Annotated in this window: 26 protein-coding genes and 1 pseudogene; 9 read left to right on the top strand and 18 right to left on the bottom strand. The window is 64.5% G+C overall.

The window, feature by feature from the left end; translation table 11 throughout:
* Positions 1–508 precede the first annotated feature (508 nt).
* The 8 genes and pseudogenes from HV770_RS11355 to HV770_RS11390 all read right to left on the bottom strand — a co-directional run bounded on the left by HV770_RS11355 (position 509) and on the right by HV770_RS11390 (position 8123).
* Positions 509–1069: a phosphonate degradation HD-domain oxygenase gene (locus HV770_RS11355; protein ID WP_175159631.1), complete on the bottom strand. Its 561-nt coding sequence runs from the start codon at positions 1067–1069 to the stop codon at positions 509–511.
* Between the two features lie 223 nt (positions 1070–1292).
* A pseudogene (locus HV770_RS11360) lies at positions 1293–1634 on the bottom strand (aldehyde dehydrogenase family protein); the annotation flags it as partial.
* A gap of 4 nt (positions 1635–1638) precedes the next feature.
* The gene (locus HV770_RS11365) at positions 1639–2400 is read right to left on the bottom strand and encodes a phosphonate utilization associated transcriptional regulator (protein ID WP_175159633.1); all 762 of its coding nucleotides are present in this window, start codon (positions 2398–2400) and stop codon (positions 1639–1641) included.
* A gap of 78 nt (positions 2401–2478) precedes the next feature.
* On the bottom strand, positions 2479–3342 hold the full coding sequence (gene phnV / locus HV770_RS11370) for a 2-aminoethylphosphonate ABC transport system, membrane component PhnV (RefSeq protein WP_175159635.1): 864 nt from the start codon (positions 3340–3342) through the stop codon (positions 2479–2481).
* Positions 3332–4282, bottom strand: a complete 951-nt coding sequence (gene phnU / locus HV770_RS11375) for a 2-aminoethylphosphonate ABC transporter permease subunit (RefSeq protein WP_175159637.1) — start codon at positions 4280–4282, stop codon at positions 3332–3334. Before phnU ends, phnV begins: the two co-directional genes overlap by 11 nt.
* Complete coding sequence (gene phnT, locus HV770_RS11380) at positions 4260–5360, bottom strand: 2-aminoethylphosphonate ABC transport system ATP-binding subunit PhnT (protein WP_175159639.1); 1101 nt, start codon at positions 5358–5360, stop codon at positions 4260–4262. Before phnT ends, phnU begins: the two co-directional genes overlap by 23 nt.
* Positions 5361–5501: 141 nt before the next feature.
* A complete protein-coding gene (gene phnS / locus HV770_RS11385; protein WP_175159641.1) occupies positions 5502–6593 on the bottom strand; it encodes a 2-aminoethylphosphonate ABC transporter substrate-binding protein in 1092 nt (363 codons plus the stop codon).
* A 774-nt stretch (positions 6594–7367) separates the two neighbouring features.
* Positions 7368–8123 (bottom strand): DeoR/GlpR family DNA-binding transcription regulator, encoded by a 756-nt coding sequence (locus tag HV770_RS11390; RefSeq protein ID WP_121321486.1) that lies wholly within the window; start codon positions 8121–8123, stop codon positions 7368–7370.
* Between the two features lie 198 nt (positions 8124–8321).
* Between HV770_RS11390 and HV770_RS11395 the strand changes: the two genes are divergently transcribed.
* Entirely contained in the window at positions 8322–9881 is a 1560-nt protein-coding gene (locus tag HV770_RS11395) for an ABC1 kinase family protein (protein ID WP_175159643.1), read from the top strand.
* Between the two features lie 128 nt (positions 9882–10009).
* The gene (locus HV770_RS11400; protein WP_175159645.1) at positions 10010–10879 is read left to right on the top strand and encodes a DMT family transporter; all 870 of its coding nucleotides are present in this window, start codon (positions 10010–10012) and stop codon (positions 10877–10879) included.
* A gap of 209 nt (positions 10880–11088) precedes the next feature.
* Here the strand turns inward: HV770_RS11400 and HV770_RS11405 are convergent, their stop codons facing one another.
* The gene (locus HV770_RS11405; RefSeq protein WP_246290859.1) at positions 11089–12015 is read right to left on the bottom strand and encodes a L,D-transpeptidase; all 927 of its coding nucleotides are present in this window, start codon (positions 12013–12015) and stop codon (positions 11089–11091) included.
* Positions 12016–12584: 569 nt separating this feature from the next.
* On the opposite strand from HV770_RS11405, the gene nadE reads away from it, so the two are divergent.
* Positions 12585–13445: an ammonia-dependent NAD(+) synthetase gene (gene nadE, locus HV770_RS11410; protein ID WP_175159646.1), complete on the top strand. Its 861-nt coding sequence runs from the start codon at positions 12585–12587 to the stop codon at positions 13443–13445.
* Between the two features lie 111 nt (positions 13446–13556).
* On the opposite strand, the gene HV770_RS11415 is transcribed toward nadE, so the two are convergent.
* From HV770_RS11415 to HV770_RS11435, 5 genes are all read right to left on the bottom strand, one after another.
* Complete coding sequence (locus tag HV770_RS11415) at positions 13557–13820, bottom strand: RNA-binding protein (RefSeq protein WP_121321476.1); 264 nt, start codon at positions 13818–13820, stop codon at positions 13557–13559.
* Positions 13821–14250: 430 nt separating this feature from the next.
* Positions 14251–14601 carry a hypothetical protein gene (locus HV770_RS11420; protein WP_175159648.1) on the bottom strand — a complete coding sequence of 117 codons (351 nt, stop codon included), beginning with the start codon at positions 14599–14601 and terminating at the stop codon, positions 14251–14253.
* Positions 14602–14713: 112 nt separating this feature from the next.
* Positions 14714–15370: a hypothetical protein gene (locus HV770_RS11425; protein ID WP_175159650.1), complete on the bottom strand. Its 657-nt coding sequence runs from the start codon at positions 15368–15370 to the stop codon at positions 14714–14716.
* 240 nt (positions 15371–15610) lie between these two features.
* A complete protein-coding gene (locus HV770_RS11430; protein WP_175159652.1) occupies positions 15611–17266 on the bottom strand; it encodes a S10 family peptidase in 1656 nt (551 codons plus the stop codon).
* Positions 17267–17503: 237 nt separating this feature from the next.
* Positions 17504–19063, bottom strand: a complete 1560-nt coding sequence (locus HV770_RS11435; protein WP_175159654.1) for a S53 family peptidase — start codon at positions 19061–19063, stop codon at positions 17504–17506.
* 304 nt (positions 19064–19367) lie between these two features.
* On the opposite strand from HV770_RS11435, the gene HV770_RS11440 reads away from it, so the two are divergent.
* Positions 19368–19877 (top strand): DUF1993 domain-containing protein, encoded by a 510-nt coding sequence (locus tag HV770_RS11440; protein WP_121321466.1) that lies wholly within the window; start codon positions 19368–19370, stop codon positions 19875–19877.
* Positions 19878–19943: 66 nt separating this feature from the next.
* On the opposite strand, the gene HV770_RS11445 is transcribed toward HV770_RS11440, so the two are convergent.
* Positions 19944–20264 carry a YnfA family protein gene (locus HV770_RS11445; protein ID WP_175159656.1) on the bottom strand — a complete coding sequence of 107 codons (321 nt, stop codon included), beginning with the start codon at positions 20262–20264 and terminating at the stop codon, positions 19944–19946.
* A 136-nt stretch (positions 20265–20400) separates the two neighbouring features.
* Between HV770_RS11445 and HV770_RS11450 the strand changes: the two genes are divergently transcribed.
* A complete protein-coding gene (locus tag HV770_RS11450) occupies positions 20401–20574 on the top strand; it encodes a DUF1289 domain-containing protein (RefSeq protein ID WP_175159657.1) in 174 nt (57 codons plus the stop codon).
* 54 nt (positions 20575–20628) lie between these two features.
* On the opposite strand, the gene HV770_RS11455 is transcribed toward HV770_RS11450, so the two are convergent.
* A complete protein-coding gene (locus HV770_RS11455) occupies positions 20629–21279 on the bottom strand; it encodes a LysE family translocator (protein WP_175159659.1) in 651 nt (216 codons plus the stop codon).
* Between the two features lie 155 nt (positions 21280–21434).
* On the opposite strand from HV770_RS11455, the gene HV770_RS11460 reads away from it, so the two are divergent.
* Positions 21435–21902, top strand: coding sequence for an Lrp/AsnC family transcriptional regulator (locus HV770_RS11460; protein WP_175159660.1), 468 nt, complete (start codon positions 21435–21437; stop codon positions 21900–21902).
* A 65-nt stretch (positions 21903–21967) separates the two neighbouring features.
* Entirely contained in the window at positions 21968–22201 is a 234-nt protein-coding gene (locus HV770_RS11465; RefSeq protein WP_121321459.1) for a hypothetical protein, read from the top strand.
* A gap of 159 nt (positions 22202–22360) precedes the next feature.
* On the opposite strand, the gene HV770_RS11470 is transcribed toward HV770_RS11465, so the two are convergent.
* Together HV770_RS11470 and HV770_RS11475 are read right to left on the bottom strand one after the other, a co-directional pair.
* Positions 22361–22837, bottom strand: a complete 477-nt coding sequence (locus HV770_RS11470) for an OsmC family protein (RefSeq protein WP_175159661.1) — start codon at positions 22835–22837, stop codon at positions 22361–22363.
* A gap of 97 nt (positions 22838–22934) precedes the next feature.
* Positions 22935–23273 (bottom strand): hypothetical protein, encoded by a 339-nt coding sequence (locus HV770_RS11475; RefSeq protein WP_175159663.1) that lies wholly within the window; start codon positions 23271–23273, stop codon positions 22935–22937.
* A 162-nt stretch (positions 23274–23435) separates the two neighbouring features.
* On the opposite strand from HV770_RS11475, the gene HV770_RS11480 reads away from it, so the two are divergent.
* Both HV770_RS11480 and HV770_RS11485 read left to right on the top strand, forming a co-directional pair.
* A complete protein-coding gene (locus HV770_RS11480) occupies positions 23436–23630 on the top strand; it encodes a hypothetical protein (RefSeq protein WP_343048167.1) in 195 nt (64 codons plus the stop codon).
* Positions 23631–23973: 343 nt separating this feature from the next.
* Entirely contained in the window at positions 23974–25977 is a 2004-nt protein-coding gene (locus HV770_RS11485; RefSeq protein WP_175159664.1) for a bifunctional DedA family/phosphatase PAP2 family protein, read from the top strand.
* The last annotated feature ends 37 nt before the right edge of the window (positions 25978–26014 follow it).

A 26014-nucleotide genomic window follows, 5' to 3' on the forward strand; every position in this document is an offset into this window, starting at 1 on the left:
TCGCTCACTCAACGTACTGACGAAGTGTCCGGCCATCTTCCGACGGCCAGACCTTCCTTTCATTACTGTGTGAGACTTGATACTTCCGCTTTTACGGCAGATTCCGCAGAATCCACCGTCGCGTCACGCATCAAGCGCCCACACTTATCGGCTGTTAATTTTTAAAGATCGATCCGCTCACGCACAGCGCCCACTTCAACCACCCGGCACCGCGTCGTTCTGCGTCGCTGCATCAGCAGCAGAGAAACGAGATTATGGAGAACTTTCGCAGCAGCGTCAACAGGTTTTTATCACTTGCCCAACCTGCCCACCGCGCTGGAAGCCTTGCCACTGCTGGCTTTCCCGCTTCTCCGTGCCCCGGCATCCGGAGCACGAAAGAGCGGAATTCTAGCGAGCCCCAGGAGGACTTGCAAGCGTTATCTCAAACTTTACTCAAGGCGTCTTTTCTATGCGGCGCGGTTCGTCGACCGCAGGCTCCTTCGAATCGAGCGCAAGCAGAAACACCGACTCACGCATCCACACGTTTCCGCATCGCTCGCTCGACCACATCCAGATAATGATCGATACCCGGCGTCGCGCGATTCTGTTCTTTTGCGCGATCGTCCCATTTCCGCAAACGTAGCGCATCTTCCGCGTAGGGCTTCCGCAAAAACGCCTCGGCCTCCTCCTTGCTGAAGATGCCACCCTGCAATTCCAGACTCCGCACCGAATCGGCCGAGAGCTGGCCCAAATACGTCTCGTCGATCGCGCACAGACAGCGCTTCGCGTCGACGTGCAAGCGGATCGGCTCCAGCACCGCATCCGGCAGCACCGGCCGCAAGAACGGCAGCGCGAAATACTGATGCAGATCGTCGATGCCCCGCTCGGTCGGCGTCTCGCCTTGCAGATTCAGCAAATGCCCGAGGTCGTGCAAGAACGCGGCGGCGATCAGCTCGTCGGCAGCGCCCTCCGCCTCGGCCAACGCACCGCTCTGCAACGCATGCTCAAGTTGCGTCACCGGTTCGCCGCTATAAGCCAGTTCTCCGTAGCGCTCGAACAGCAAACGAATGTCGTTCAAACTCAATGCCACGCTCTCACTCCCACGGTAATAAAAAGTTCTTCAGATTGGTGAAGCTCTTCTGAGCCCCTTCCTTATGGCCTGGCCCTGCGAGCGTGATGCCGACGCATGGCGTCAGCTCGATCCGGCAGCCCGGCACTTCCCACACGTTGACCGCCCCCGCGCAATTCGTTGATGAGGCGCGTGATCGCACCCTACCGGTTCGTACACATACGCGAGCGCTACCCGAACGATGTTCCATTCCGGATGCGACCCGAACATCCGCCAGACGGCCGATGTCGTACCGCGAACCGTGCTTCGACAAACCCGATTCGAGCGAACTCAGATGCGACGCATCCTCCGTGCGCTCACACAGCAGCGCGGTCGCGCGCTCGAGAATCTGCGAACGCCCGTAGCGCGTGAGTGCCGGCTGATAGGCCGCCGCGTAGTCGAACGCGGCACGCACGTCGTCGACACTCCTGTGGCGACGGTGCCCACGCGCGTGCGCGTATGAGGATCGACCACGTCGAACGTGCGCGTACGGGTCGCGCGTCCACCTTTCGAGCCGCAGCGCTTCCGCCCGGAAAAGCAGGATCAATCATTCAATTGTTCAACAGCGGCGCGGGCGGCAATTTCGCCGGTGCTGCGGCAACCGCTTTGCTCGCCGCCCTACCGGCCACCGCGCACGTCGCATGCACACGCTGCAAGCCGCCATTCACATGCGCGCGCATCAGCATCGCGGCATGCTCCGCGTCGCGCGACCCGAGCGCCGTCAGAATCACACGGTGCTCGGCCAGCGAACGCTCCATCGCGCCGGCATGCATCGCCAGCGCAGCGCGACGAAAGAGGCTCAACTCGCTCACCAGCCTGCGATACGTCTCATACAACTTCCGGTTTCCCGACGCCGCCACAAGCGCGTCGTGAAACGCCATGTCCGCGCGCGTGTACGCATCGTGATCGCGCGAATCGGCTGCGGTGCGCATCGCATCGAACCAGTCACGTAACACCGCCAGTTGGCCCGCGTCGATGCTCGCAGCCAGCATCCGGCACGCGGCTTCTTCGAGCACCGCGCGCACCGCGCAGATCTCGCCGGCTTCCGCCAGCGACACCGTGCGCACGAAGACGCCACGGTTCTTCTCGGTGCGCACGAGCCCGGCCTGCTCCAGCGCGCGAAACGCCTCGCGCACCGGCCCGCGCGACACCCGCAGACGCGTCGCCCAATCGGCTTCGTTGAGCTTGTCGCCGGGCGCGAGCATACCTTCGACGATATGCCGCTCGATCTCGTCGCGCACCAGGGTCGTTAGGGAATGCCTACGCACCATCTCGATTGGATCGGCAGAAACCGTGCGCATATATTCGGTCATTTTGACAAATTTTGCCACGTCGATCGAAAGATGCCCGCGCGCCGCCACGGCGCGCCCGCCCAGGCATGGAAGCGGGCGTCAGTCCATCCGACGGCGCGGGACGCGCGCGGCGATCAACACCAGTGCGGCCAGCGAGACCAGCAGCAGAATCAGCGACAGCGCGGAAGCCGGCAGGTAATAGCCGCGCTCCACCTGTCCGACGACGACGATCGGGACCGTCGCGAAACCCGGCGGGTACACGGTGAGCGTGGCGCCGAGTTCGCCGAGCGACAGCGCGAGACCGAGCGCGAGACTGGCACGGATCGCCGGCACCAGTTGCGGCAGCACCACGCGGCGCAGCACCATCGACGGCGGCGCACCGAGGCTCGCCGCCGCTTCGCGCAGCACCGTCAGCTCCGGGCGCAACGCCGCGGCCGCGCAGCGATAGCAGAACGGCAGCACCAGCGCGAGCTGCACGAACACGACGATCGCCGCCGAACTCGACAGATCCACCGGCCGCTTGTGATAGGCGATCAGCACGGCGAGACCGAGCACCACGCTCGGCACGCCGTTGGGCATCATCGCGACGGTATCGACGATGGCGCCGAGGCCCCGCCGGTCGCGACCTTCGAGCGCGAGCGCGAGCCACAATCCGAGGATCGTGCCGAGCACCGCGACGCCCATGCCGACTTCGAGGCTGGTCGTCAGCGCGTCGAAGTCGCTCGAACCGAGACGCTCGAACCAACGCATGCTGAAGCCGTCAGGCAGGATCGTGCCGGACCAGTGCGCGGCCACGCTCGACAGCGCGACCACCAGCACCGGCAGCACGAACAGCCAGAAGCACAGCAGCGCGGCGAAGCCGAGAAACAGTCCGCCGAGCATGCGCACCAGCAGACTGTGGCGCACCGCGCGTGCCTTCTTGTGCATGACCGGCAATACGGTCGGGTCGAGTTCAACGGCCATGGCCCGCTCCTTTCGCCTTGCGACGGTCGACCTGGCGATACAACGCGTACAGCGACAGGGACATCATCAGCATCACGACCGCGCCGGCGGCGGCGGTCGGTAGATCGAGGTCGACGGTGGCGGCGCTGTAGATTGCTACCGGCAGCGTGATCAGACGCGCGCTGCCGAGCACGAGGAGAATGCCGAACTCGTTGAGCGTCAGCAGGAAACAGAGGATCGTGCCCGCCGCGATGCCCGGCCACGCGAGCGGCAGGATCACCTTGAACGCGACCATCAGGCCGTTCGCGCCAAGGCTGCGGGCGGCTTCGATCAGCCGTCGGTCGAGCATCGCGAACGAAGCCAGCGTCGGACGCACGACGAACGGCGCGTAGAACACCACTTCCGCGAGAATCACGCCGCCGATGCCAAACAGGAAGTCGAGCGGCGGCGCCTGCAGATTGAAGAGCCGCTGCAAGCCGATGCTCACCGAGCCCTGCGAGCCGTACAGAAAGATCAGCGTGAACGCGACCAGAAACGACGGGAACGCGACGAACAGTTCGAGAAACCGCGTGATAAGCCGCGCGCCGGGAAACGGCTTGAAGAACAGGATCGACGCGAGCGCCACCCCGAGCAGCGACGCGAGACCCGCGCTCGCGAACAGGATCCACAGCGTCGTGCCGATCACGCCGCGCGTTTCGGGGTTGCCGAAGAAGGTGGCATAAGCCTGCACGCTCGGACCGTGCGCGCCGGTCAGACTCAACATCACCAGCCGCACGAGCGGATAGATGACCAGCGGTCCGAGCACTACTACTGCGATGAAAAGCAGATGCCATTGCGCCGCGCGCTCGCGCCGCTTCACCGCGGCCGTATGCGCCGCCGCGCTGGCGCTTCGGCGTGCGGCGGCAGCGGCGTCGGCCGCGCCGAGCGCAGCGGACGTATCAGGGGTTGATAAGGACGACATCGTCAGCCTCGTAACGCAGGGAAACACGCGCGCCCTTCTCCGGCATCATGCCGTGGCCGCGCTGCATGGTGACGAGCACCGGCTCGTTGGGCAGCGCGTCGAGCACGACCGAGACCGACAAGACCGCGCCGTACCATTCGACCGATGCGATCGCGCCATGCAGCGGCCCCTCGCCGAGCGGCACGATGCGCAGCGCCTCGGGACGCAAACAGGCGACGCGATCGCGCACGTTATGACGCACGTCGTCCATGCCGAACGCGATCTGCGGCGGCAACAGATTGGCCGCGCCCAGATAACGCGCGACGAAACCGTCGGCCGGTGTGTCGTACAGTTGCTGCGGCGTGCCCAGTTGCGCGATGCGGCCGTCGCGCATCAGCAGCGTGCGGTCGGATAGCACGAGCGCGTCGTCCTGATCGTGCGTCACGCAAACGATCGTCAGATTCGGCAAACGCTCATGCAGCGACTTGAGTTCGGAACGCACCGACGCACGCAGATTGGCGTCGAGTGCGGACAGCGGTTCGTCGAGCAGCAGCACGTCGGGCTCGATCACGAGCGCGCGCGCGAGCGCCACCCGCTGCTGCATGCCGCCCGACAGTTGCGCGGGCATTACGTGGCCGGCGTCGCCCAGTTGTACGAGCTTCAACGCCTCGGCGACGCGCCGCGCGATGTCGCGCGCCGGCGTGCGGCGCGCGCGCAACCCGAAGGCCACGTTCTCGAACACCGACAGATGCGGGAACAGCGCATAACTCTGAAACAGCAAACCAAGATTGCGCTTGTGCGGCGGCACGTGCGTGAGATCGTGGCCAGCCACGGTCAGCGTGCCGGTGAGGCCATCCGCTTCGATGAACCCGGCGATGAAACGCAGCAACGTCGTCTTGCCGCAACCGCTGCGGCCGAGCACGGTAAGCAGTTCGCCGCGCTGGATGGTCAGCGACAGATCGTCGAGCACCGTGCGCGAGCCGAAGCGCACCGTCAGATGATCGATCTGCACGCCGCCCGGCGTCTCCGAATGGGCGGCGCCGAGCGCGCCCGGTGAGGCGTCGAGCGCGCCGGGGTGAGCAAGACTGGCCGTATTCACCGGGTTGATCCTCCAACAAGATTGATGCTGACGCGGCGCCTCGTGTTTTTTCCTGCAAGGCGCCGCCTGATTCTTTGGGTCACGCAGCTGCATCGCTGCGTGACGTTACTTCGTGACGTGCAAGCCGCCGGGACCGACGGCTTACTTCGGCTTGACCACTTCGATCTGCTTGCCCGACGAACCGATCACCTCGTTCTTCCAGCGCGCGGTCCAGTCGGCCTTCTTCGACATCACCTGGTTCCAGTCCACCGGAATCAGCTTCACGCCAGCAATGGCCTGCTTGACGGTTTCGCCGTTCTTGCCGGCGAGCGGCACATCGGTGCGGCCCGGAATGCCGAAGATGTCCGGCACCTTGGCCTGCACTTCCGTCGACATCAGATAGTCGATCAGCTTCTTGCCTTGATCCTGGTTCGGACCGTTCTTGATCAGGCCGATCGCGTACGGCAACTGGAAGGTGGTCGGCTGACCGCCGGGCGCGGCCGCAAGGAACACCGGCTTGAGCGACAGGCCGCCGTTGGCTGCGTCGTCCAGATCCATTTGCAGGTCGCCGTTGGCAACCGCGATTTCATTGCGCGAGAGCAGCACGTCGAGGTAGCCGGTGCCCTTGGTGTGGAACTTGGCGCTCTGTTCGAGCTTCTTCAGATAGTCGAACGCCTTGTCTTCGCCCATCAGCGACGAGGTCAGGATGATCACCGCCATGCCGTCGCCCGCCGTGGCCGGGTTCGAGTACGCGACCTTGCCGCTGTAATCCGGGTGCAGCAGATCGGCGAAGGTCTTCGGCTGGTTCTTCGTGACCTCGGGGTTGATCGCGAACGAGAAGTAGTTGTTCACAAAAGTCGCCCACGCCCCGTTCGACGCCTTTGCGATCGCCGGCACGTTCTTGTAGTTGGCGCTCTGATAAGCCTGCAGCAGACCGGCTTGATCAGCTTGCTGGATGAACGGCGGCAGCGTGACGAGCACGTCGGCCTTCGGCTGATCCTTTTCGATGGTCGCGCGATTCACCACTTCACCACTGCCCGCCGTGACGATGTTGACCCTCACGCCTTCCTTCTTTTCGAAGGCCGGCAGCACGTCCTTGTAGAAATTTTCTAGGCCGTCGGCGGTGTACAGCACCACGGCGCCGGCTGCGTGCGCCTGCATGGCCGCGCCGCCGAATGCCGCCGCGGCGACCAGCGCCGGCAGCAGTTTGCGAACGAGGCCTGCACTCGCGTGAAGGGAATTCGTCTTTGTCATGTCGCTTTTTCTCCGAAAGGCAAAAAACCAGACGGTCGGGAAGTCCCGATACCTGTTGTGATTGAACGGCGCCGCGCGCCGTGCCGTTTGCGTGTTGCGTGTTGCCCGCGGCCAATTGTCGTGCCGGTCTGCGCGGATTGCAGATTGCCGACAACTTTGCCGCTTCTTCCTCAGCCTGTCTTACAGCCCCACCTACGACGCTCGCGCTGCCAGCCATGCCTGAACGGGCACGGCAAGAATCACAGGTTTCAATGACAACGCCATGACTATTCTGGTGAATTCCAAAAAACGACACAATTCGCCAATAAAGTCCAAGCGCCGAGGTCCTTATCTTTCTAACGTGGCAAACGGTCGAGATCGAAAGAGGCTTGTTGAGCCTTTGAAATTCGCCCGATCCGGTTGAGCACCGAGGATGCCGTGCGGCGCTTTCTCGCCGATGCGCGAAGCGATATGGCTCCAGCCTGGCTCGTCGGACGCCGCGTTCGATCGCATGCTGCGGCGCGTCTGTGTCGGGCTCGCGAAATCGTACACGGTGAAAAATGACGCTGTATGCATGCCGCTTCAAACGCGGCGGCATTGGCGCCCCCTGGAACGGCTGCAATTGACTCGCGCGTCGCCCTGGCTGTGTGCTGGTTCTGGACAACGGCGCGTATTGTGCCCTCCTGCTCGGGATCTTGCAGCGAATGAGGGATTTATATCGACGAGGCGTTTTGCGCAGGAACCCAAGACATTCCCGCATTCGCATGACAACAGCACAGCCCCATTCCGACGCCTTCAGGCAATCAGAATTTCCGGCCCATGCGCGGTAATCGCCTTGCCGAGCGCACGCTCGGGCGCGAGCTCAGTCACCAGATAGCGCGCCGATTCGATGCCGTTGATCCGCACCGGCGTCACGCGGCCGAATTTCGAATGGTCGGCGACAATCACCACCATGTCAGCGGCGGCGATCATGCGGCTGCGCACTTCGGCGGCCATGCGGCTGTAATCGCTCAGATAGCCGTCCGGCGAAATTCCGCCTGCGCCGATGAACGCGAAGTCCGCGTGGTATTGCGTGAGCTGATGGACCGTGTCGAGCCCGAAGGTGGCGTCTTCGATATCCGACAGTTCGCCGCCGAGCAGCGTGACGCGATTCTCGTTGCGCCGCCCGAGCAGCAATGCGATGCGCCAGTCGTTCGTGTAGACCACCAGCCGATGCCGGTCGAGCAGCGCGCGCGCCACCGCCTGCGTGGTGCTGCCCGAATCGATGATCAGCGACGCGCCGTCCGGCACGAACTCGGCCGCGCGCTCGCCGATCGCCCGCTTCGCCCCCGCGTTGGCGGCTTCGCGCGTATCGAGGTCGGGCTCGCGCCGGTCGCTCGACAATGCGCCGCCGTGCGTCGTGACCAGCAGGCCGCGCCCGGCCAGCGCGTTCAGATCGCGGCGGATGGTCTCGCGCGACACGTTCAGTTCGCGCACCAGCTCGGCGACCGAGAGCGCGCCGGTTTTAGCGACTTGCGCCAGGATGTATTGGTGACGTTGTTCTGCGAGCATCTGTGGAAGGCCGGCGAGCCGGCACGCTTGAGGTTTCGCCACGGTTGGAGAAGGCCGGCGTATTGTAGTACGCGATGCACGGCGATGCGCCGGCCGGCGCGCTCATCTGGGACTTACCTGCTAACCTTGTTGCCCTGGCCGCGCGCCGACGCCAGGCCGATGCCTGTCGTTACCGCTGGTCCATCAACTGAACTACCGATGCCACCACTGTTTCGCCGTCTAATCCTGCTGTTCCATGCGCTGCGTTACGGCGCGCGCCTGATCTGGCTCGCAGCGCCGCCCGAACACAAACTGCACTGGATGATCCAACTGGTCGGCCGCGTGCACGCGTCGGGACGCAGCGGCCAAAGTCTGCACAACGTGCTGCCGGCGCTCGGACCGCTCGCTAGCCGCTTCGCCCAAACGCTCGCCGAACGCCCCGAACTCGCGAGCGCAACCCTGCACGAGGCCATCGACGCGATCGATCACCTGGAAGCCCCGTTGCCGCCTCACGAATCCGCCGAAGCGCTGGCGCGCGCGTTCGGCCGGCCGCTCGCCACGCTCTTCAGCGCGGTCGACCTCACGCCGGTGCGCGGCGGCTTTGCCGAGCAGACGCATCTGGCGCGGCTCGTCACGCCGGTCAAAGGCCATCACGAAGTGGCGATCAAACTGGTGCGCGCCGATCAGTTGCAACAGATCGGCGACGAACTCGCGCTGCTGCGCTGGGTCGCGCGCTGGCTGGAAAAACTCTCCGGCACGGCACGCCGCCTGAAATTGCGCGCGCTCGCGCAAAGCTTCACCGACGACATCCTGCGCCGCTTCGATCTGCGCGCCGAAGCCGCCAACCTGAGCCAGACCGGCCATCATTTCGACGGCGACAAGCGCATCGCCGTGCCGGACGTGATCTGGGAACTGTGCACCGCGCACACGCTGACCATGCAGCGCATCAGCACCTTGCCCGCGAGCGACCTGCCGGGCTTGCACGCGCATCACATCAAGCTCGCGCCGCTTGCCGCGCATATCGTCGAAATCGTGTCCGAGCAGGCGTTCGAGCATGGCTTCTTCCACGCCACGCTCGATGCGCGCCGAGTGCGCGTGAGCATCGAGCCGGACACGCTGGGGCGCCTCGTGCTGGCCGAGTTTTCGATCATGTCGACGCTCTCCACCGGCGAGCGCGAGTTCTTCGTGCACGGCGCGACCGCACTGTTCGACCAGGACTATGGGCGCCTCGCCGACCTGCATCGCGATGCCGGACACGTGCCGCCCGATACGCGTGCAGAAATGCTCGAAGCCGAGTTGCGCACGCGCGCCGAAGCGCACTTCGCGGCGGTGCCGGAAGACCGTTCGGCGGGTTCGCTGTTTCATCATCTGCTGCATGCGGTGCAGCCGTTCGCGGGCGCGGTGCCCGCGCGCCTCGCCGCCGCGCAGCGCTCGTTCCAGCAGGCGGAGATGCTGGCGCGCGCGTTGCATCCCGGTGTCGATACGTGGAATATCACGCGCGGCGTGCTCGCTGACATCGCGCGGCGCGACGTCGATCATCGCGGCTGGATCAAGCGGATCTCGCGCGAACTGCCGCATCTCGCGCATATGCTGCCACGCATGCCGCAACTGGCGGTCCGCTATCTTCAGCAGGAACACGCCCGCGCGCGCACGCCGCAGCAGAACGCGCAGCTGATCGCGGATATCGGGCGCGAATACCGGCGCACGCGAACGCTGCTGTGGGCGTGTGTGCTGTGCGGCGGAGCGCTCGGCGCGGGAACGATCCTGCTGATGTGGTGATGCGGCCGGGACCGACATCCACGTGAGACGTGCGACGCGCGGCAGGATCGCCCAACCGATTGCAGCTTCGAACAAGACACGCCATACATTTGCCGACACGATGGCGGCTTTTCCCGCTAACCGTTCCGATGCTCGCTTCCTTCATTGCCGCGGTGTTCGTCGTGCTGTGGTCGACCGGTTTCGTGGTCGCCCGCGCGATTACGCCATATGCCGATCCCAATCTCTTTCTGCTCGCGCGCTTCGGCGGCACCGCGCTGATCTTCACGCTCGCCGCCGTGCTCGCGCGCGCAGCATGGCCGACCGGCCGCGACTTCGGCAAGCATCTGGCGGCAGGCGCACTGCTGCAAGGCGTCTATCTCGGCGCGGGCTATTGGGCTGTCGCGCAAGGTCTGAGCGCCGGCGTGATGGCCTTGCTCGGCGCGCTGCAGCCTCTCGCGACAGCCGCCGTCGCGGCGCCGCTGTTCGGCGAGCGGCTCTCGCGGCGCGGTTGGAGCGGGATGGCGCTGGGGCTCGTCGGCGTCGTGCTGGTGCTCGAACGGAAGCTCGCATCGGCCACGCCGCCAACCCATGGCAATGCGCCGGGCTGGCTAGTCGTGTTGATCTCGGTCATCGCGGTCGCCGCGATCACGGCGGGGACGCTGTTTCAGAAAACCTCGCTGGCGAAGTCCGATATTCGCAGCGCGAGCGCGGTGCAGAATCTCGGCGCGGCGCTCGTCGCGGTACTGCTGGCGCTCGCGCTCGGCGAGCATCGCTGGATTGCGTCGACCACCTTATGGGTCTCGCTGGCTTGGGGCATCGTGATGCTCTCGGGCATCAGCGTCACCTTGCTCGTGTGGATGGTCAGGCGCGGCGATGCGGCTCGCGCCACCGCGCTGTTGTTCCTCGCGCCGCCGCTCGCCGCACTCGAAGGGTATGTCGGCTTTGGGGAAACGTTGATGCCGTTGCAGATCGCTGGATTTGCCGTCGCCTTGGTGGGAGTGTTGCTGGCGCGCTCGTGAAGGTGGTTGGGGGTGATGGGCGGCAGGGCTTGTGCCGGTGGGCTTGTGCCGGTGGGCTTGTGCTGGTGGGCTTGTGCTGGTGGGCTTGTGCTGGTGGGCTTGTGCTGCTGGGCTTGGGCTGACGGGCTTGGGCTGGTGGCTCTAGTGCCGGTGCTCTTGCGCAGACGCCTTGGCGGCGGCGCTCCTGATCAACCACTCGCCGCCACGCCTCAGTCAGCCGTATCCGCGCCCGCCGGCACCTTGGCGCGCGCCTTTCCACCTGGCGCCGGGGCCCACGCGGGGCGGCTCTTGCGCGCCGAATCCACCACGACGATGTAGCGCCCGGCCCACGGCGTGATCTGCCGGTCGCTCTTCAACACCCACAGCGATTTACCCGAGTCGATCAGCGTCGCGTATTCGGCATCGAGAATGCCGTAGTGGTCGAGAAATGCATCGAGCGACGCGGGCATCCGCACGCAGCCCTTCGAATGGCGTATCCCCAGCAACGGTTCAAGCCGGTCGGGATCGGTGGAATGCATCTGGAAGCGCATCTGCGACACGCCGCCTTTGCCCCACCCACGCTCGCCCTGCGCCCAGCCAAGATCGAAGATGCGCATATCCCGCTTGCCGTAGCCGCGGATATGGTTTTCGTTCTGCGTGCCCTCGGAGCGAAAATCCATGTTGGCAGGCGTATGTTCGAACACCCCGAGCGGCGTGATGAAATGGTCGAATTCACCGGGCCGGCCGGTCGCCACCGGCGACGCGCCGATCATCTGCCAGGCGTCGGCCGGGACCGCGCGAAAGTAGATCAACAGCGCCTGCACGTTGGCGTTGCGATCGACCAGCACGACGTACTCGCCCGACAGACTGCCCAGCGTGTCCGCTTCGAGCGCTGTTTCCAGGCGGTCCGAATAAGCGCGCTGCTCGGCGGCAGGCACCTTCAGGCGGCGTGTCACGTTACTCGCGAACACGTCGCGCAGCAGAAACGCACGGCGTGGATCGACGACGCCCGCGGCGTCGGGCGCGGCAAGCGCGGTCGCATTGATGTCGGATGGCGGACGGCTTGCGGCGATAGGCGCCGGCTTCGACGCCAATGTCAGTGCCGCCGACGATGCCGTCCCGTGGACGGGCGCAGCCATCGCGGCAGCGCACGACATTGCGCACACGACGGCGCGCAATGCGCGCGTCAGAAACCGGCAAGCTCGCGTGACGGAAATAACTTGGCAAATAACCTGAGAGATAACGTGGGAAGCAGGCGTGCCACGGTTGACGCACGCCGCGAACCCCGCGCGCGCCGCACACGGCATATCACACCGATGCACGACCCACGCGAAAGTCAGGCGGTCCAATACAGGCTGGCCAGGCCGATCTGGATGGTTCATCGCGTATTAGGGCAAACCTGATTATTATTGGCTGCTCGCCGGGTCACGCGGCGCTCGGAACGACGATGTTACTCAGCACATTGCATTTTGTCGATGAAGCTACCGTCAATGCTTCAATTCAATCGAAATAGGCCGAGCCTCTTTAACAATCGCGCGACAGTTTAAAAATAGATGCAATAGGGATTTAAAGCCACTATCAGTGATTAAAACCCAGGACCGACCCATCACTTCATTGCAGCAGTAACTGTGCCGCGCTCGCCCGCTCGTCGTTTCGCTCTTTATCTTACCGGCGCGCGAGCGTTCGCGGCCGACACCATGTCAGCGCGGAAGGAGCCAGGAAAATCATGACACACCATGACAAAAACGCCCGTCAGGCGGGCATCATCTCTGAAATGCACGTCGGCGCCGAGTTTTACGCCGAGCAGGAAATCGAGCGCCGGGTCGCTTTTCTGGCGAACTACCTGCGCAGCGGCCGCCTGAAAACTTATGTACTCGGCATCAGCGGCGGCGTCGATTCGACCACTGCCGGGCGCCTTGCACAACTAGCGGTTGAACGATTACGCGCCGATCATTACGACGCCCATTTCGTCGCGATACGTCTGCCTTACGGCGAGCAGAAAGATGAAGCCGACGCGCAACAGGCATTGCGCTTCATTCGCGCAGATGAAAATATCGTCATCGACATCAAACCCGCCGTCGATGCGATGCTTGCAGCACTGGATAAAGGCGGCGTGCCATTTAATGACGAATCACACCAGGATTTCGTGCACGGCAATATCAAGGCGCGCCAACGCATGATTGCGCAATACGCGGTGGCGGGCGCGCGGGCCGGTGTGGTGATCGGCACGGACCACGCAGCGGAGTCGGTGATGGGTTTCTTCACCAAGTTCGGCGACGGCGGCGCCGACGTGCTGCCGCTCGCCGGGCTGAGCAAGCGCAGGGTACGGGCGGTGGCCAAGGCGCTAGGCGCGCCCGAAGCATTGGCGCACAAGGTGCCGACCGCTGACCTCGAAATGTTGCGGCCGCTGCGTCCCGACGAAGACGCGTACGGTATCCCCTACGACACGATCGACGACTTCCTGGAAGGCAAACCCGTCAGCGACGCGGCGCGCGACATCATCCTGCGTTTCTACGACGCGACCCGTCACAAGCGCGCGCTGCCGTACACGCCGTTCGACTGGGCACCACAGGATGACGGGCAATAAAAGCGGGGGAAAGTGACGGCGGGAAAACGCGGCAAGCATGCGCAGCGTCAAGCTAAACCGGCGCGCGTTCTGCCGCGCGCCGTGTTCAGAAGTCTGATCCGGGGAGGATGATTACTGCGCGGGCGGCTCGTCAGTAAACAGGTCGGCGCTCGCTTCAAGCGCCTGGCCGCCCAACTGCTTGCCGTGAATCTGTCGCGCGATCACATCACCGACATAGGGCACGTTCGCGTCAAGTTCGACCGTGGCGTACGCGCCGGGTGTGCCGGCGTCGGTCACCTCGACGCTTTTCGCATAGTGCCCGAGTTCGCGCTTGAGGAACTCAAGCACTTCCTGCTCGCTGCACGATTGGGCAATGTTGCGCACGATCAGATTCATACGGCCTACCCTCGACGCGCGTGACGACCCGTATGTCGATCCGCGTCCCGTATGCGCACGGGGCGAAGTGCGGCGCGCTGTTTCGTCTGCGCGGCGGCGATTTCGCGGATCACTGCAACACCAGCGGCGCCCAAGGCGACCAACGACAGATAGAAGGCAATCATTTAAATCTCCTCTGCGAAATTCGTCCTGCAAACTGGATAGCCACAGTCGATAGTCGAAAACACGGCGATGCGACACGGTACATAAAACGGACTGAAACTCTGCGTCAATGCACTGTACCTGAATAAGCAGGCTCAGAAATAGCAAAACATCTGTTCATTTGGCGCAGTGCGGGGTCAGGGCGACGCGTCGGCAGCAAAACGGCGGTTGCAAAAAACGGGCCGCGGCGCCCCCAGGAGCCTGCGCGAGGGCCGGCCTGATCGCAGGATCAGTTCGCCGCCTCCACGTTGGCCGCACTCACCCACCACGCGTTCTTGCCCTGCGGCAGTTGAACCAGCACCGCGGACGGGTCGTCGACACCGTCGTCGGCAATCTGGCAAACCGGCAGGCCATCGGGCAGGTGCTTCACTTCTCCGGCAGCCTGGAACAACGCGATGCGCTGCGCGCTGAGCGGCCGCAGTTGGCGGTACACATCGAAGCTGATTGCCGCGGGTACATCGCCGCGAATCTGCAACGCGTCGGCATTGCCACAGCGGATCGGGTCGGCCGCGAGCGCTGCCGAGCTGCCAGCGAGGCAACCGAAAGCGAGCGCCGCTGCGGCAAGACGTGAATGGGTCATGGTGATTCTCCGAAAAAATGAGGACAGCAGGCTGCGGGAGCGGCAAGCAGCGCGCCTGAACAAGCGCAGATGAACGTGAACGCAATTCGGCCGCCGAGGCCGAGGTTCGGCCTCAGCGCGCACCGTCGTGTTCGGCGCCCTGCCCGTCGTCGCCACCGGCGACGACGTCGAGGCGGCTCACGTCGCAGGAGGTCTGGCCGAAGCCAGAATAAACCATCGACCAGTTACCGACGATCGCGGCTTGCGCCTGGGCGAGGCTCAGCTTGCCTTCACAGACGCAACGCTTGAGCATGACCGCCGCACGCGCCTTGCGACGTTCGCCCCCGCGGCCCGCCCACGGCAGAAGATCGAGGTTGGCGGGCGCGTCCGGCGAACCACCGAGTACGAGCGGCACACGCCTATCGAGCGCGAAGGCGACGCCGTCGTCCGTATCGATGCCACGCTCGGCCAGCATTTGCTCCTTGCGCGCCATCCATTCGTCGAAAGGCGGCGCGACGGCGTCCGCATACCCGGGGCGGCAGATCGTTTCGCCGATCGATTGCTGCGTCACGCGTTCATCGAGCATCTCGCTGTCCAGCGCGTATGCATCCGTGAAACGCAGTGCGAGCATCGCGGCGAGGCCCAGCACAAGCGCCGCGCGCCGTGTTTTGCGAACCGGCTGCGTCGAGCCGCGCTGGACCACGAGTGCCAGCGGCGGCGCCCCATTCGCATTGCGGGTTGGGTCGGCGGAAAGGCGGGTAAAACGCGTGTGTGCAAGGCCTGCGTTCATTCGTCGGCGCGCCGGCTGCGGCGCGCAATAGTTCAATTCGCAGACCAATTAAAACACATTCAATATACCTATGTACAAAAGCGCCCCACGGCGGCCAAGGCGCGCGAGGCTTGGCGGGCGGCTCCTGGAGGTCGGTGCGAGCGTATTCCTGTGATTACGTGGGGGCGTCGTCCGGCAAGGTCGCAGCCACCCTGCGCAACGCCCGCACCACTTCTCTCACACGCGCAACACTTTGCCTCGCTATGACTTCACCACTCGCGCCTGCAAGGCGCGAATCCGTCCAAGCGCCTGCTCATTGGACACGGTCGAGTCATACATCTGCGCGAGGTCCGCCTTCAGTGCGGTGCGCGAACCGCCGTCGAGATAAATCATGTGCCCCGACGGATAAAACCGCGCGGACAGATTCTGCCGCACCTGCTGGCTGAGCAGCGGCATCTGCTGCAGATCGAGCACGGTCTGATAAAACGGCGTCACGTAATCGAAGAAACCGTTCGCCGACAGCACCTTCAGATCGGGATTGAGCGCCATCACCGCGGCAAGATCGCCGGCGGTGTACAGAACGATGTTGCCCTTCGAGTCGAGCCCCTTCTGCGCGCCGGTGGGATCGATGTGGCCGAAATCCCAGTACTTGAAAGCCTGATCGTTCAGGTCGGTGAACGACGAATTCGACGTGTACTTCAACTGCTCGTTCAGATACACGTTCCACATCGTCGTATAGACGCCGGTGACCGCCGTCATGGTCGGATCGTTGCCGCCGGAGTTCGGATCGATCTTGCCTGCAATGCCCGTGTCGATCGCCGTCACGCGGCCGTCGTACTCGCCGAGTGCAAGGCCTTGCGACTTCAGCAGCGTGGTCAGGAAGAGCGAATTGCCACGGCTGTCATATGCGGCGATATCCAGGCTCCACGCGAGCAGCGTCGTTTTGTCGATGCCGGTGTACTCGCTCAGTTTCTCGACCGTCGCCGTGTCAGTGGTCGGAAACTTGCGCAATGCCGCCAGGTAATCGGTGCGCGCGAATTGCGCGACCTCCTCGGCGAACACGCCGAGATCGGTCGGCCGCGGCGCGAGTCCGAGTTTCTTGTGATACCACGCGTCCGCGGCCGCCGTGGGCAGTGTGCCGACCGGATTGCCGGACTGCGTGTAATCGAGAATCGACGATTGCAGCGTGATGCCGTTCAGATCCACGCCGTCTTCGTGCAAGCGGTACGCCAGCACGCAACTGCGTGCCGTGCCATAGGATTCGCCGAACAGGTACTTCGGCGAATTCCAGCGGTTGTTCTTCGTCAGAAAACGCTTGATGAACTGCTTGATCGAGTCCGCATCCTGGTCGACGCCCCAGAAGTCGCGGTTCTTCTTCGGCGCGATCGCCGCCGAATAGCCGGTGCCGACCGGATTGATGAACACGAGGTCGCTGCGGTCCAGCAGGCTGTCCGGATTGTCTTCTATCGAGTACGGCGCAGGCGGCGTGAAATTCGGCATCGACGTCTTGATGCGGCGCGGCGCGAACGAGCCCAGCAGCACGAACACGGACGACGAACCCGGCCCGCCGTTATAGAAGAACGTCAGCGGACGGGCTTCTTCCTTCTGGTTGTCCTGCGTGAACGCCACGTAGAACATCCGTGCTTCCGGCTGCGAACTGCTCGTGTCGACGATCACCAGATGGCCCGCCGTCGCCGTGTAGTTGATCTTGCGTCCGCCGAGCGTGACCGAATGACGTGTCACCGCCGCGGTTTCGGCGACTTCGGTGACGGAATCGTCCGGCCCGTTGCCATAGGCGACCGGGTCGAAGAACGGCTGATCGCCGGCTTTGCGCGCGGCGGTGGACGCCGATGTGGTCGAAGCAGAAGAATTGTGCGGCGACTGCGGACTAACGGAAGCTGACTCTGTGTTCGTCATGATCGCTCCATGGGTTCGTTCACGCCTGGTTGTACGTCGCCCTTTGAGGGGCGCTTTCTTCGGGACGTCTCTACAGGGACTTCCTTTCTACGGCCTCCGACGACGAAGCTTCCTCCGGGCGCGCTCAATGAGGATGCCTCATCAGTTGTCCCCGAAGGAAGCCTCCTTCGGGGGCGTGCCGAAGGAGTTCCGAGGGACGCGCCTGGGGCCATCCATTTGGCCCCAGCAACTTGCAGACTATAGTGCGTCCGCGACCTTCTGACCATTGGGACTGCCGAGCCCAGTGCATGCATCCCAACCGGCGGCAGCCGCGAAGCTGCCGTTGTTGCCTTGTGTGATGTCGTTGCACGCATCCGGCGCCTTGTACAGCTTCGGATTGACGAAGCCGGCCGGCTGACCTTTTGCCGCGTTGATCCGCGCAATCAGCGCTGCCCACAGCGGCGCGACCGCGCTGGTGCCGCCGACCACCGTCTGAGTGCCGTCAATCAACACGCTGTAGCCCGTGATCGGCGACGCGTCGCCCGCCACGTCGGGCACGCCGCGCCCGCTGAGCGGCTTGCTCCCGCCGCCCGTCGACTTCGCCGACAAACCCTTTTGCCACGCCGGTACCGGGAACGCCCGGCTCACACCACCGCCGCCCGCGCCGCCTTCCGCGCCATCGTTCCACACCACCTCGTGCGAGATCGACGTGCCCGCCGCGGTCAGGCTCGTGCCGCCGCAAGCCAGCACGTAGGGGCTCGACGCCGGGAAATCGACCTGCTCGCCGCCGCTCGCGCCGTCGCTCGAACCGCTGTCGCCAGAGGCCGCGCAGACCGTCACGCCGAGCGCCGCCGCATTCTGCAACACGCTGTTGAACGCCTTCAGCGACTGGCTGGTCCAGATCGACTCCGGGCCGCCCCAACTGACCGAGATCACCGACGGCTTGTTGGCCGTGTCGTGCACCGCGCGGCTCACGGCGTCGATGAAACCTGCGTCGCTGTTCTGCGTGAAATACACGGCGATGGTCGCGCCAGGCACGATCGCACCGACGATTTCGATGTCGAGCGTGACCTCGCCGTCCGGCCCGCTCGGGTCGCCGCTCGGATGATTGCCGCCTTGATCGACACCGACCGTTTTCACCGTGGGCGACGCCACGCCGAGGCTTGCAAAATAAGTGTTGAGATCGCTGGTGTTATAGCCGCCGCCGAGTTCGATGATGCCGACGCACTGCCCTGCGCCATCGCCTTGCGGAAACTGATAAAGCGACGCGAGTTGCGGCGGCGTGAAGGACGCCTGGTGCGCTTTGGCCGGCACGAACGGCGGCCGGATGCGAAAGTGCGGCCGCGCCTGTGGCCGGTTGTCGAGCCCGAGCACCGCTTCGACCACGTCGTGCAGATCGTCCGGCACGCTGATCGCGCCGGTGCGCCCGCGGAACTGGCCGGCCGTGTGATGTTCGTAATGTTCCAGCTTGACCTCGAATGCGCTCTGGAATTGCGCGATCGTGCCGCTCAACAGAACCGAGCGCGCCGCCGCATCCTCGCGCACGACCGTCAAGCCGTGCGCGGTGGCGAAGTCCTTGACCTTCGCGATGTCGTCCGGCGCGGCGCCGTAATCTTTGGCGAGCGTCTCACGCGACAGCGGCTGGACGCCGGGGTCGCCGGCTTCGATCCGGCTCATCAGCGCATCGAACTGCGCCTGCTGCTGACGGCGCAGCATCACGAAAACCTCGATCCGCTCCGCCGGATCGCATTGCCCAACTACCTTCGAACCGAGTTCTTCGGTTCGCTCGCTTCCCGGCAACGGGTGCTTGTTGACCATAGTGTCGACTCTCCTGTAAGCGTGACGGCGCGGGCCGCAAAGTGGACCCGAGCACGGCGCGCGCCTGCCCAACCTGATGGCATGGCGCACGGCGGCCGCTTGCTGATTCAACGGTTTCCTCAAACCGTCCGACCCTAGCATTCGACCACAGTTCCGGCGCGAGCGGCAGTTGTCCGGATGGCCAATGCGCGTTGCGTCAATGCGCATCCCGCACCGCTCGCGCTATGATGCTGCAGCGGCAATCCAGCCGTTACATTGCCTCGCGCGCCGCCCGCGCGCCTGATCGAAGAATCAGAGGAACCCCATGTCAATTTCGATGTATCAAGCATCCCTGCCCGTGCTGATTCGCGGCCTGACGAACCTGCAAGCCATCCTTGGCAAAGCGGAAGTGCATGCTGCCGAGAAGCAGATCGAGCCTTCGGTGTTCACGAACGCCCGGCTCGCACCGGACATGCTCCCGCTAGTCCGCCAGGTCTATATCGCGAGCGACACCGCCAAGGGTTGCGCCGCGCGTCTGGCCGGCGTCGAAGCGCCGAAATACGAAGACGTCGAACAGACCTTCGACGAGCTCCAGGCCCGCCTTCAGAAGACGATCGATTATCTGAAGGAATTCACCGCGGCGCAGATCGACGGCTCGGAAGAGCGTCCCATCACGCTGAAGATGCGCACGGGTCCGGTCGAGTTCACGGGGCTGTCGTATCTGCTCGGGTTCGTGCTGCCGAACTTCTATTTTCACGTCACGACCGCGTACGACATTCTGCGTCACAACGGCGTCGAACTCGGCAAGCTGGACTACCTGGGCGGCATCAAGTAAAGCGAACACACTGGCGTCGGGCGCGGCATGCGTTAGACGCGCCACCCGCGATGCGTCGTGCCGCGACTAGATGCGCGGCTGAAACGCGATGACTGCCATGCCGGCCAGCGTCAACGCCGCGCCGGCCGCGTCCCACAGCGTGGGCCGCACCTTGTCGACGCACCACAGCCACGCAATCGCCACCGCCACGTACACACCGCCGTAAGCCGCATACACCCGGCCCGCGGCGGTGCCGTGCAGCGTCAGCAGCCACGCGAACAAGGCGAGGCTGAGCGCGCCGGGCAATAGCAGCCACGTCGAGCCGCCCTCTTTGAGCCAGCGCCACGGCAAATAGCACCCGACAATTTCGGCAACGGCAGTCACAACATACAGCAGGAAAGTTTTCATCGATGGGTGCAAGCAAATGGTCGTGTCGCCGCGTACGGATGCGCGGCCCTATCGGCTTTATTAACACAATCACCTGGCGAAGCGGGCATGCCGCGTGCGACAGTCCTCGTTCCCTGTTTCCTGCTGGCTATCAGTCATGAGCGTCGCGTCGCCCTGTATCGACATCTGCAAGTTCGACAGCGAAACCGGCTTCTGTATCGGCTGCATGCGCACCCGCGACGAATGCAAAAGCTGGAAGAAGATGAAGGACAAGCATCGCCGGAAGATCATCGAGGACCGTCCGCGCCGCGAGCACAAGCTGAAGAAGTGAGCGGCTCGCGGGACCATCACAACGAGCCGCGCGAGGCATCGCCGAGCGGCCCCGTCAGTCGATTGAAAGCCGCAGCGCGAAGCCGATCAATGCGGATGAAAATGCCCAGCGCTGCAAGGTCTGCGCAAGCGGATGGGCGCGCATCCAGTTGGCAATCCGAGCGGCGCCGATTGCGTAAAGCCCATCGAAACACGCGCCGATTGCAAGCAGCACCGCACCGAGTTCGATCATCTGCCAAGCGACCGGCCCCGCTTCCGGACGCACGAATTGCGGCAACAACACCGAGCAGAACAGCAACGCCTTCGGGTTCAGCAGATTCGTCAACAAGCCTTTGACGAACGCTGCCCGCAGCGGACGCGCCCCGGCGTTCGCGGTCTGCGCAGCGCTGCCATCATTGCCGCCCTCGGGCAGCGCGAACACCGGCGAGCGGAAAATCTGAATCCCCACCCAGGCGAGATACACCGCGCCGCCATAGCGCACGACGTCATACAGCCACGGCGCGCTGCGCAATAGCGCCGCCACGCCGCACGCCGAGAGCGTCACATGCGTGGCGCGCGCCAGACCCAGCCCGCCGGCGGCTGCGAGACCGCTGCGCACGCCGCGTCCGATGCTGGTTTGCAGGACCAGCGCCATGTCCGGCCCCGGCACCGCGTAGACGACGACCAACGCCGCGATATAAACCGCCAGCAGGTGTGCGGAAATCATCTGAGCCTCCTGTTCTCAAGGGCTCTATCTTGCTATCGTCGGCGGAGGGTTTGCTGGCGAATGTCTAAGCTCTCACTCGCGTATTTGGAGGAATACGCTAAGATTCTTACTTCGAAGCAGATTTTCCACTATTTCAGCGCAGCCCCGCCCAAGCCATGACAGCCGACCTCGACAAGACAGACCGCGCGATCCTCGCCGCGCTGCAGAATGACGGCCGCATGTCGAATGCGCGGCTCGCCGAAACGGTCGGCTTGAGCGAGACGCCCTGCGCGCGCCGTCTCAAGCGTCTCGAAAGCGACGGCTATATCGACCAGTACCGTGCGATGCTCTCGCGCTCCGCGCTCGGCTTCGGCGTCGTCGCGTTCGTGTATGTGCGCTTCGCGGTGCACGACCGGGCGGTGGCGACCCGCTTTGAGCGCGAGGTGCAGGCAATCCCGCGCATTCTCACGTGCCATAACGTGTCGGGCAGCGCCGATTACATCCTGCAAGTGGTGGCGCGCGACCTCGACGATTACGGCAGCTTCATGCGCGACGAGATGCGCAGCCTGCCTGGCGTGACGTCGGTGGAGTCGGCGTTGTCGTTGCGGGAAGTGAAGGCCAACGGCGGTTTGCCGCTGTCCTGAGCGCGAACGTGGCATAGTCACCCCTTTGAAACGGCGTGAGCCGACCAGACGAACTCGGAGTTTTCATGGACCACGAAAAGGCGCGAGCCGAAGAATCAGCCGCGATGGAGCGTGTATTGACCGCGACCCAACGGGTGCAGTCGGCCTTTGCGTCGCTGCAATCGCAATTCCCGCCCGCTGGCAGCGGCAAGCCCTCACAGTTCGCGCTGCAAACGTTCGACGCCGCGTTGCAGGAACTCGAAGACGCCCAGGCGGCATTCGACGAATTGCTCGGCGACCTGCTCGACGGCAATCGCTGAACGGCAAAACCGGCCGCCCGTTGCGCCGTGGGCACGGCGCTTTGCGCCAGGGTCGGCGAAAGAATGCTTCGTTTAACGAAGCATTCCGATGTCCGGCTGCGCATGGGCCGCGCTATCGGGGCCCCACGGAACAGCTCGGGTGAATTGCAAATACCCGCGTCAACGTGCGTGCGTTTCGACAACGGGCTCACAAAGAATCGGGAAGTTGACCGAATTCGCGATATAGCACTTTTCGTGCGCCACATGATGCAAGTGCGTGGCCTGTTCGACATCGTCTCCTGCCTGAATCACAACGTGCGGACGCAGAACGATCTCTGCAAAGCGGCCTTGCTGCGCGCTGTCGAGCATGGTGCCTTCGGCGTCGTCGCGATACTCGAGCACCACGATGCCGGCATCCGCGCAAAGATGCAGATACCAGAGCTTGTGACACGCGCAAGCCGAAGCGACCAGCAGGTCCTCCGGATTCCATCGGTTGGCGTCGCCGAGAAAAGCCGCATCCGACGACCCCGGGATGGCCGGCTTGCCGCCTGCTGTAATCAGATGATCGCGGCCGTAATCGCGGTAGCCGGAGGTGCCGCTGCCGCGGTTGCCTGTCCATTGCACCGTTACCTTGTATTTGTGCTCGCCGTATGCCATGCCTCGCTCCTTCGTCGGAAAACCGTGCCGGGATGGGCATTTTATACGCGATGTTCACGACGACCGGCGCGACATACGCGAGCGTGACGAAACCGGTCTAGCGACGCGGCGCCGCCTTGCCGGTCACGTTCGGCGCGCGCGGATCGGGGTTCATGTCGAGGCTCGTGCCGTTTGCCCGCATGTTGTTGAGCGCCGGACCCGAACTGCTGCGGCTGGTTACGCCCGCGGACATGCCAACGCCCGGTGTCGGGCTGAGACCCGTGCCTGTGCCCGTCCCCATGCCCGCAGCAGCGGCGCCGGTGGTGTTGGCGCCGCTCGACTGCGTGCCGCTCATACCGGCGCTGGTGTTGCCCGACTGCTGAGCATCGGCGGCGCCCGCGATACCGACCAATAGCGCTACCAATGTCACCGCCATACTGCCCGTTACGATCTTCATGGCCCACTCCGTCACATCGTTGAATTGCCGCGAGCGCAATGCCGCGCAAAGCGGCGTGCTCAATACGTATGACGACGCGCGCCCTGCTTCGTTCAAGTGCGCACAATCACGGGCCGACACGCGATGCGCAATAATCGACAGCTTTTTTCACCCGCCACGCCGATGACGACACCCGCCTTCGCCCCCTTCCAGGATCTCGCCCGCACCCTGCTGCCGCACGCCTTCGACAAGGACAACGGCGACGGCTCGCACGACACCTCGCATCTGCAGCGGGTCTGGAAGAACGCCGCGGCGATCCGTCCGGTTTCCAGACAGCGACCGGCGCACGTATGGCCGCCGTTCGGCACGCGCGGCTAAACCGTTTCGTCGACGAATTCGCGGAAGAGATCTGAGCGCGGAATGACGCGTGCGCGAATGGATGGATGAAGCGTCTCGCTGTACGGACGCTCACGCCCACCAGGCGCGCCGCAAACCAGGCATCGGCAAGATCGTCCGGCACGTCGCATGAAGGGGCAAAGTTACCGCGACCTGGCGCGCGCAAGCAGCCAGTCCCGCGACCACGAGACCCTCGCCGTCGCCCCCTCGCCGAACGCTTCATGCATCTCATCCGCCTTTCACCCACCCACCCGCCAAAAAGCCATAACACCACCCTGCCGAGCGTTATGATCGATCGTTACGCCAGCACGGCCGATCGCGCACGATGGAGCACGCCTACATCCACCTTCTGCACCAGTTAGCCGGCCACTCGGCGTGGATGCTCACGGTCGTCTTCCTCGCAGCCTTTCTCGAAGCACTTGCCGTCGTCGGCACGTTCGTCCCCGGCAGCACGGCGATGTTCCTCGCCGGCGCGCTGACCGGCACCGGTTCGCTGAGCCTCGGCTGGGTATTCGTGTGGGCAATCGTCGGCGCAATCGCCGGCGACGGCATGAGCTTCTGGATCGGCGGCCGCTACAAGGAGCGGATCGTCCAGCTGTGGCCGTTCCGCAAACACCCCGAGTTGCTCGACGCGGGCCACCGCTTCTTTCACAAGCATGGCGTGAAGAGCGTCGTGCTTGCACGTTTCATCGGCCCGTTGCGGGCCATCGTGCCGGTCGTCGCGGGCATGCTCGGCATGCCGCCGCTGCGCTTCTACGCGATGAACGTGCTGTCCGCACTGTTGTGGGCGCCCGCCCATATCCTGCCGGGCGTGGTGTTCGGCGCGTCGGTGCTGCTGGCCGGCGCGGTGTCGTTCCGGCTCGTCGTGATTCTCGCGCTGCTTGTATGCATTGTCTGGCTCAGCTTTCGCGGCGCCGGCTTCCTGCTCTCGCACGCGAACGCATGGTCGAGCGCGGCGGGCCGCCATCTCGGCGATTGGGCGTGCCGGCATCCCGGGCCGCTCGGCCGCGTCGCGCGCAAGATGCTCGATCCCGAGACGCCGGACGCGACCTACATCCTCGTGACTTCGCTGATCGTGCTGGTGGCCGGGGCGCTTTTTATCGGCGTGCTTGGCGATGTCGTCAACGGCGATCCGCTGACGGCCGTCGATCTGTCCGTCTATCACTTCCTGCAGTCGGTGCGCACGCCGTGGAGCGACAGCGTTCTCGCCGGTCTCGAGACGCTCGGCAGCGGCGCCACCCTGACGGCGCTGATCGCGATGGTCGTGGTGTGGATGCTGTGGGAGCGGCGCTGGCGCACCATCGGCTACTGGCTCGCGGCGGTGGTGTTTTCCCAATTGTTGATCTTTGGGCTGCAGTTTGCGATGCACCGCGCGCCGCCCAACGAACTGATGAGCGCTCACTACGTGTTTCCGAGCAACCACGTTGCCGCGACGGTCATCGTGTATGGCTTTCTTTCGTTCCTGCTGGCGCGGCGGGTCGGCATGCTGGTGGGCGTTCTGGTGGCGGCCGTCAGTACGATCGTGGTGATCGTGGTCGCGCTCGCGGGCGTGTACTTCGGGCGCTACTGGCTCTCCGATGCGATCGGCGGCGCCGCGCTCGCGTACGCGTGGGTGGCGCTCGTCGCGCTGACGGCGATGTGGCGGCATCCGCAAGCGCCGCCGCGGCGCACATTCATGCCCGCGGTGGTGCTGGCGGTCATACTGTTGAGCGTGGGGGTGCAGTTCCGCGTCAATCCACCGGCGCCGCCTGCCAGTGCGCAGCGCGCGGCGCCCGTGCTGGTCACGCAGTCCGAGTGGACGCTCTCCTTGTGGAAGCGCCTGCCGTGTTATCGCTCGGATATGGGCGGCGACCGCGAGGAGCCGCTCACGCTGCAGTGGGTGTCGGACCTCGATGCAATCCGCGGACAACTGCGCGCCCATGGATGGGTCGAGGGCACCGACGTGTCCGCGCACAGCCTGCTCTCGCTCGCATCGCCCGATGTCGCCGCGGTCTCGCTGCCGGTCTTGCCCAAGCTCAACAACGGGGTGCCTTCGTCGCTGGTCTTCATGCGCCCCGGCGATACGCGCGCCGAACGCGACGTGCTGCGCTTCTGGCCAAGCGGTTATGCAGTGGCGAACGGCAACACCGCCACGCCGCTGTGGGTCGGCGCGCTCGCGCACGAGCGGCTTTCGCGGCGGACGTGGCCCATCAACATTCTGCGGGTCGACAGGCAGGCGGCTGCTTTCGATGCGCGCGAAAAACCGGGCGCCGGATTCGGCGCCGCGATTCTCGCCAAGGTGGATTGTCATGGCGTGCCGGTGTCGTTGCTGGCGTCGCCGGTGGATTGAGCCGCTCGGGGCAGCCGTTTGGTGCGGGCGCGCACAG

The organism is Paraburkholderia fynbosensis (assembly GCF_902859935.1).
Lineage (GTDB): Bacteria > Pseudomonadota > Gammaproteobacteria > Burkholderiales > Burkholderiaceae > Paraburkholderia > Paraburkholderia fynbosensis.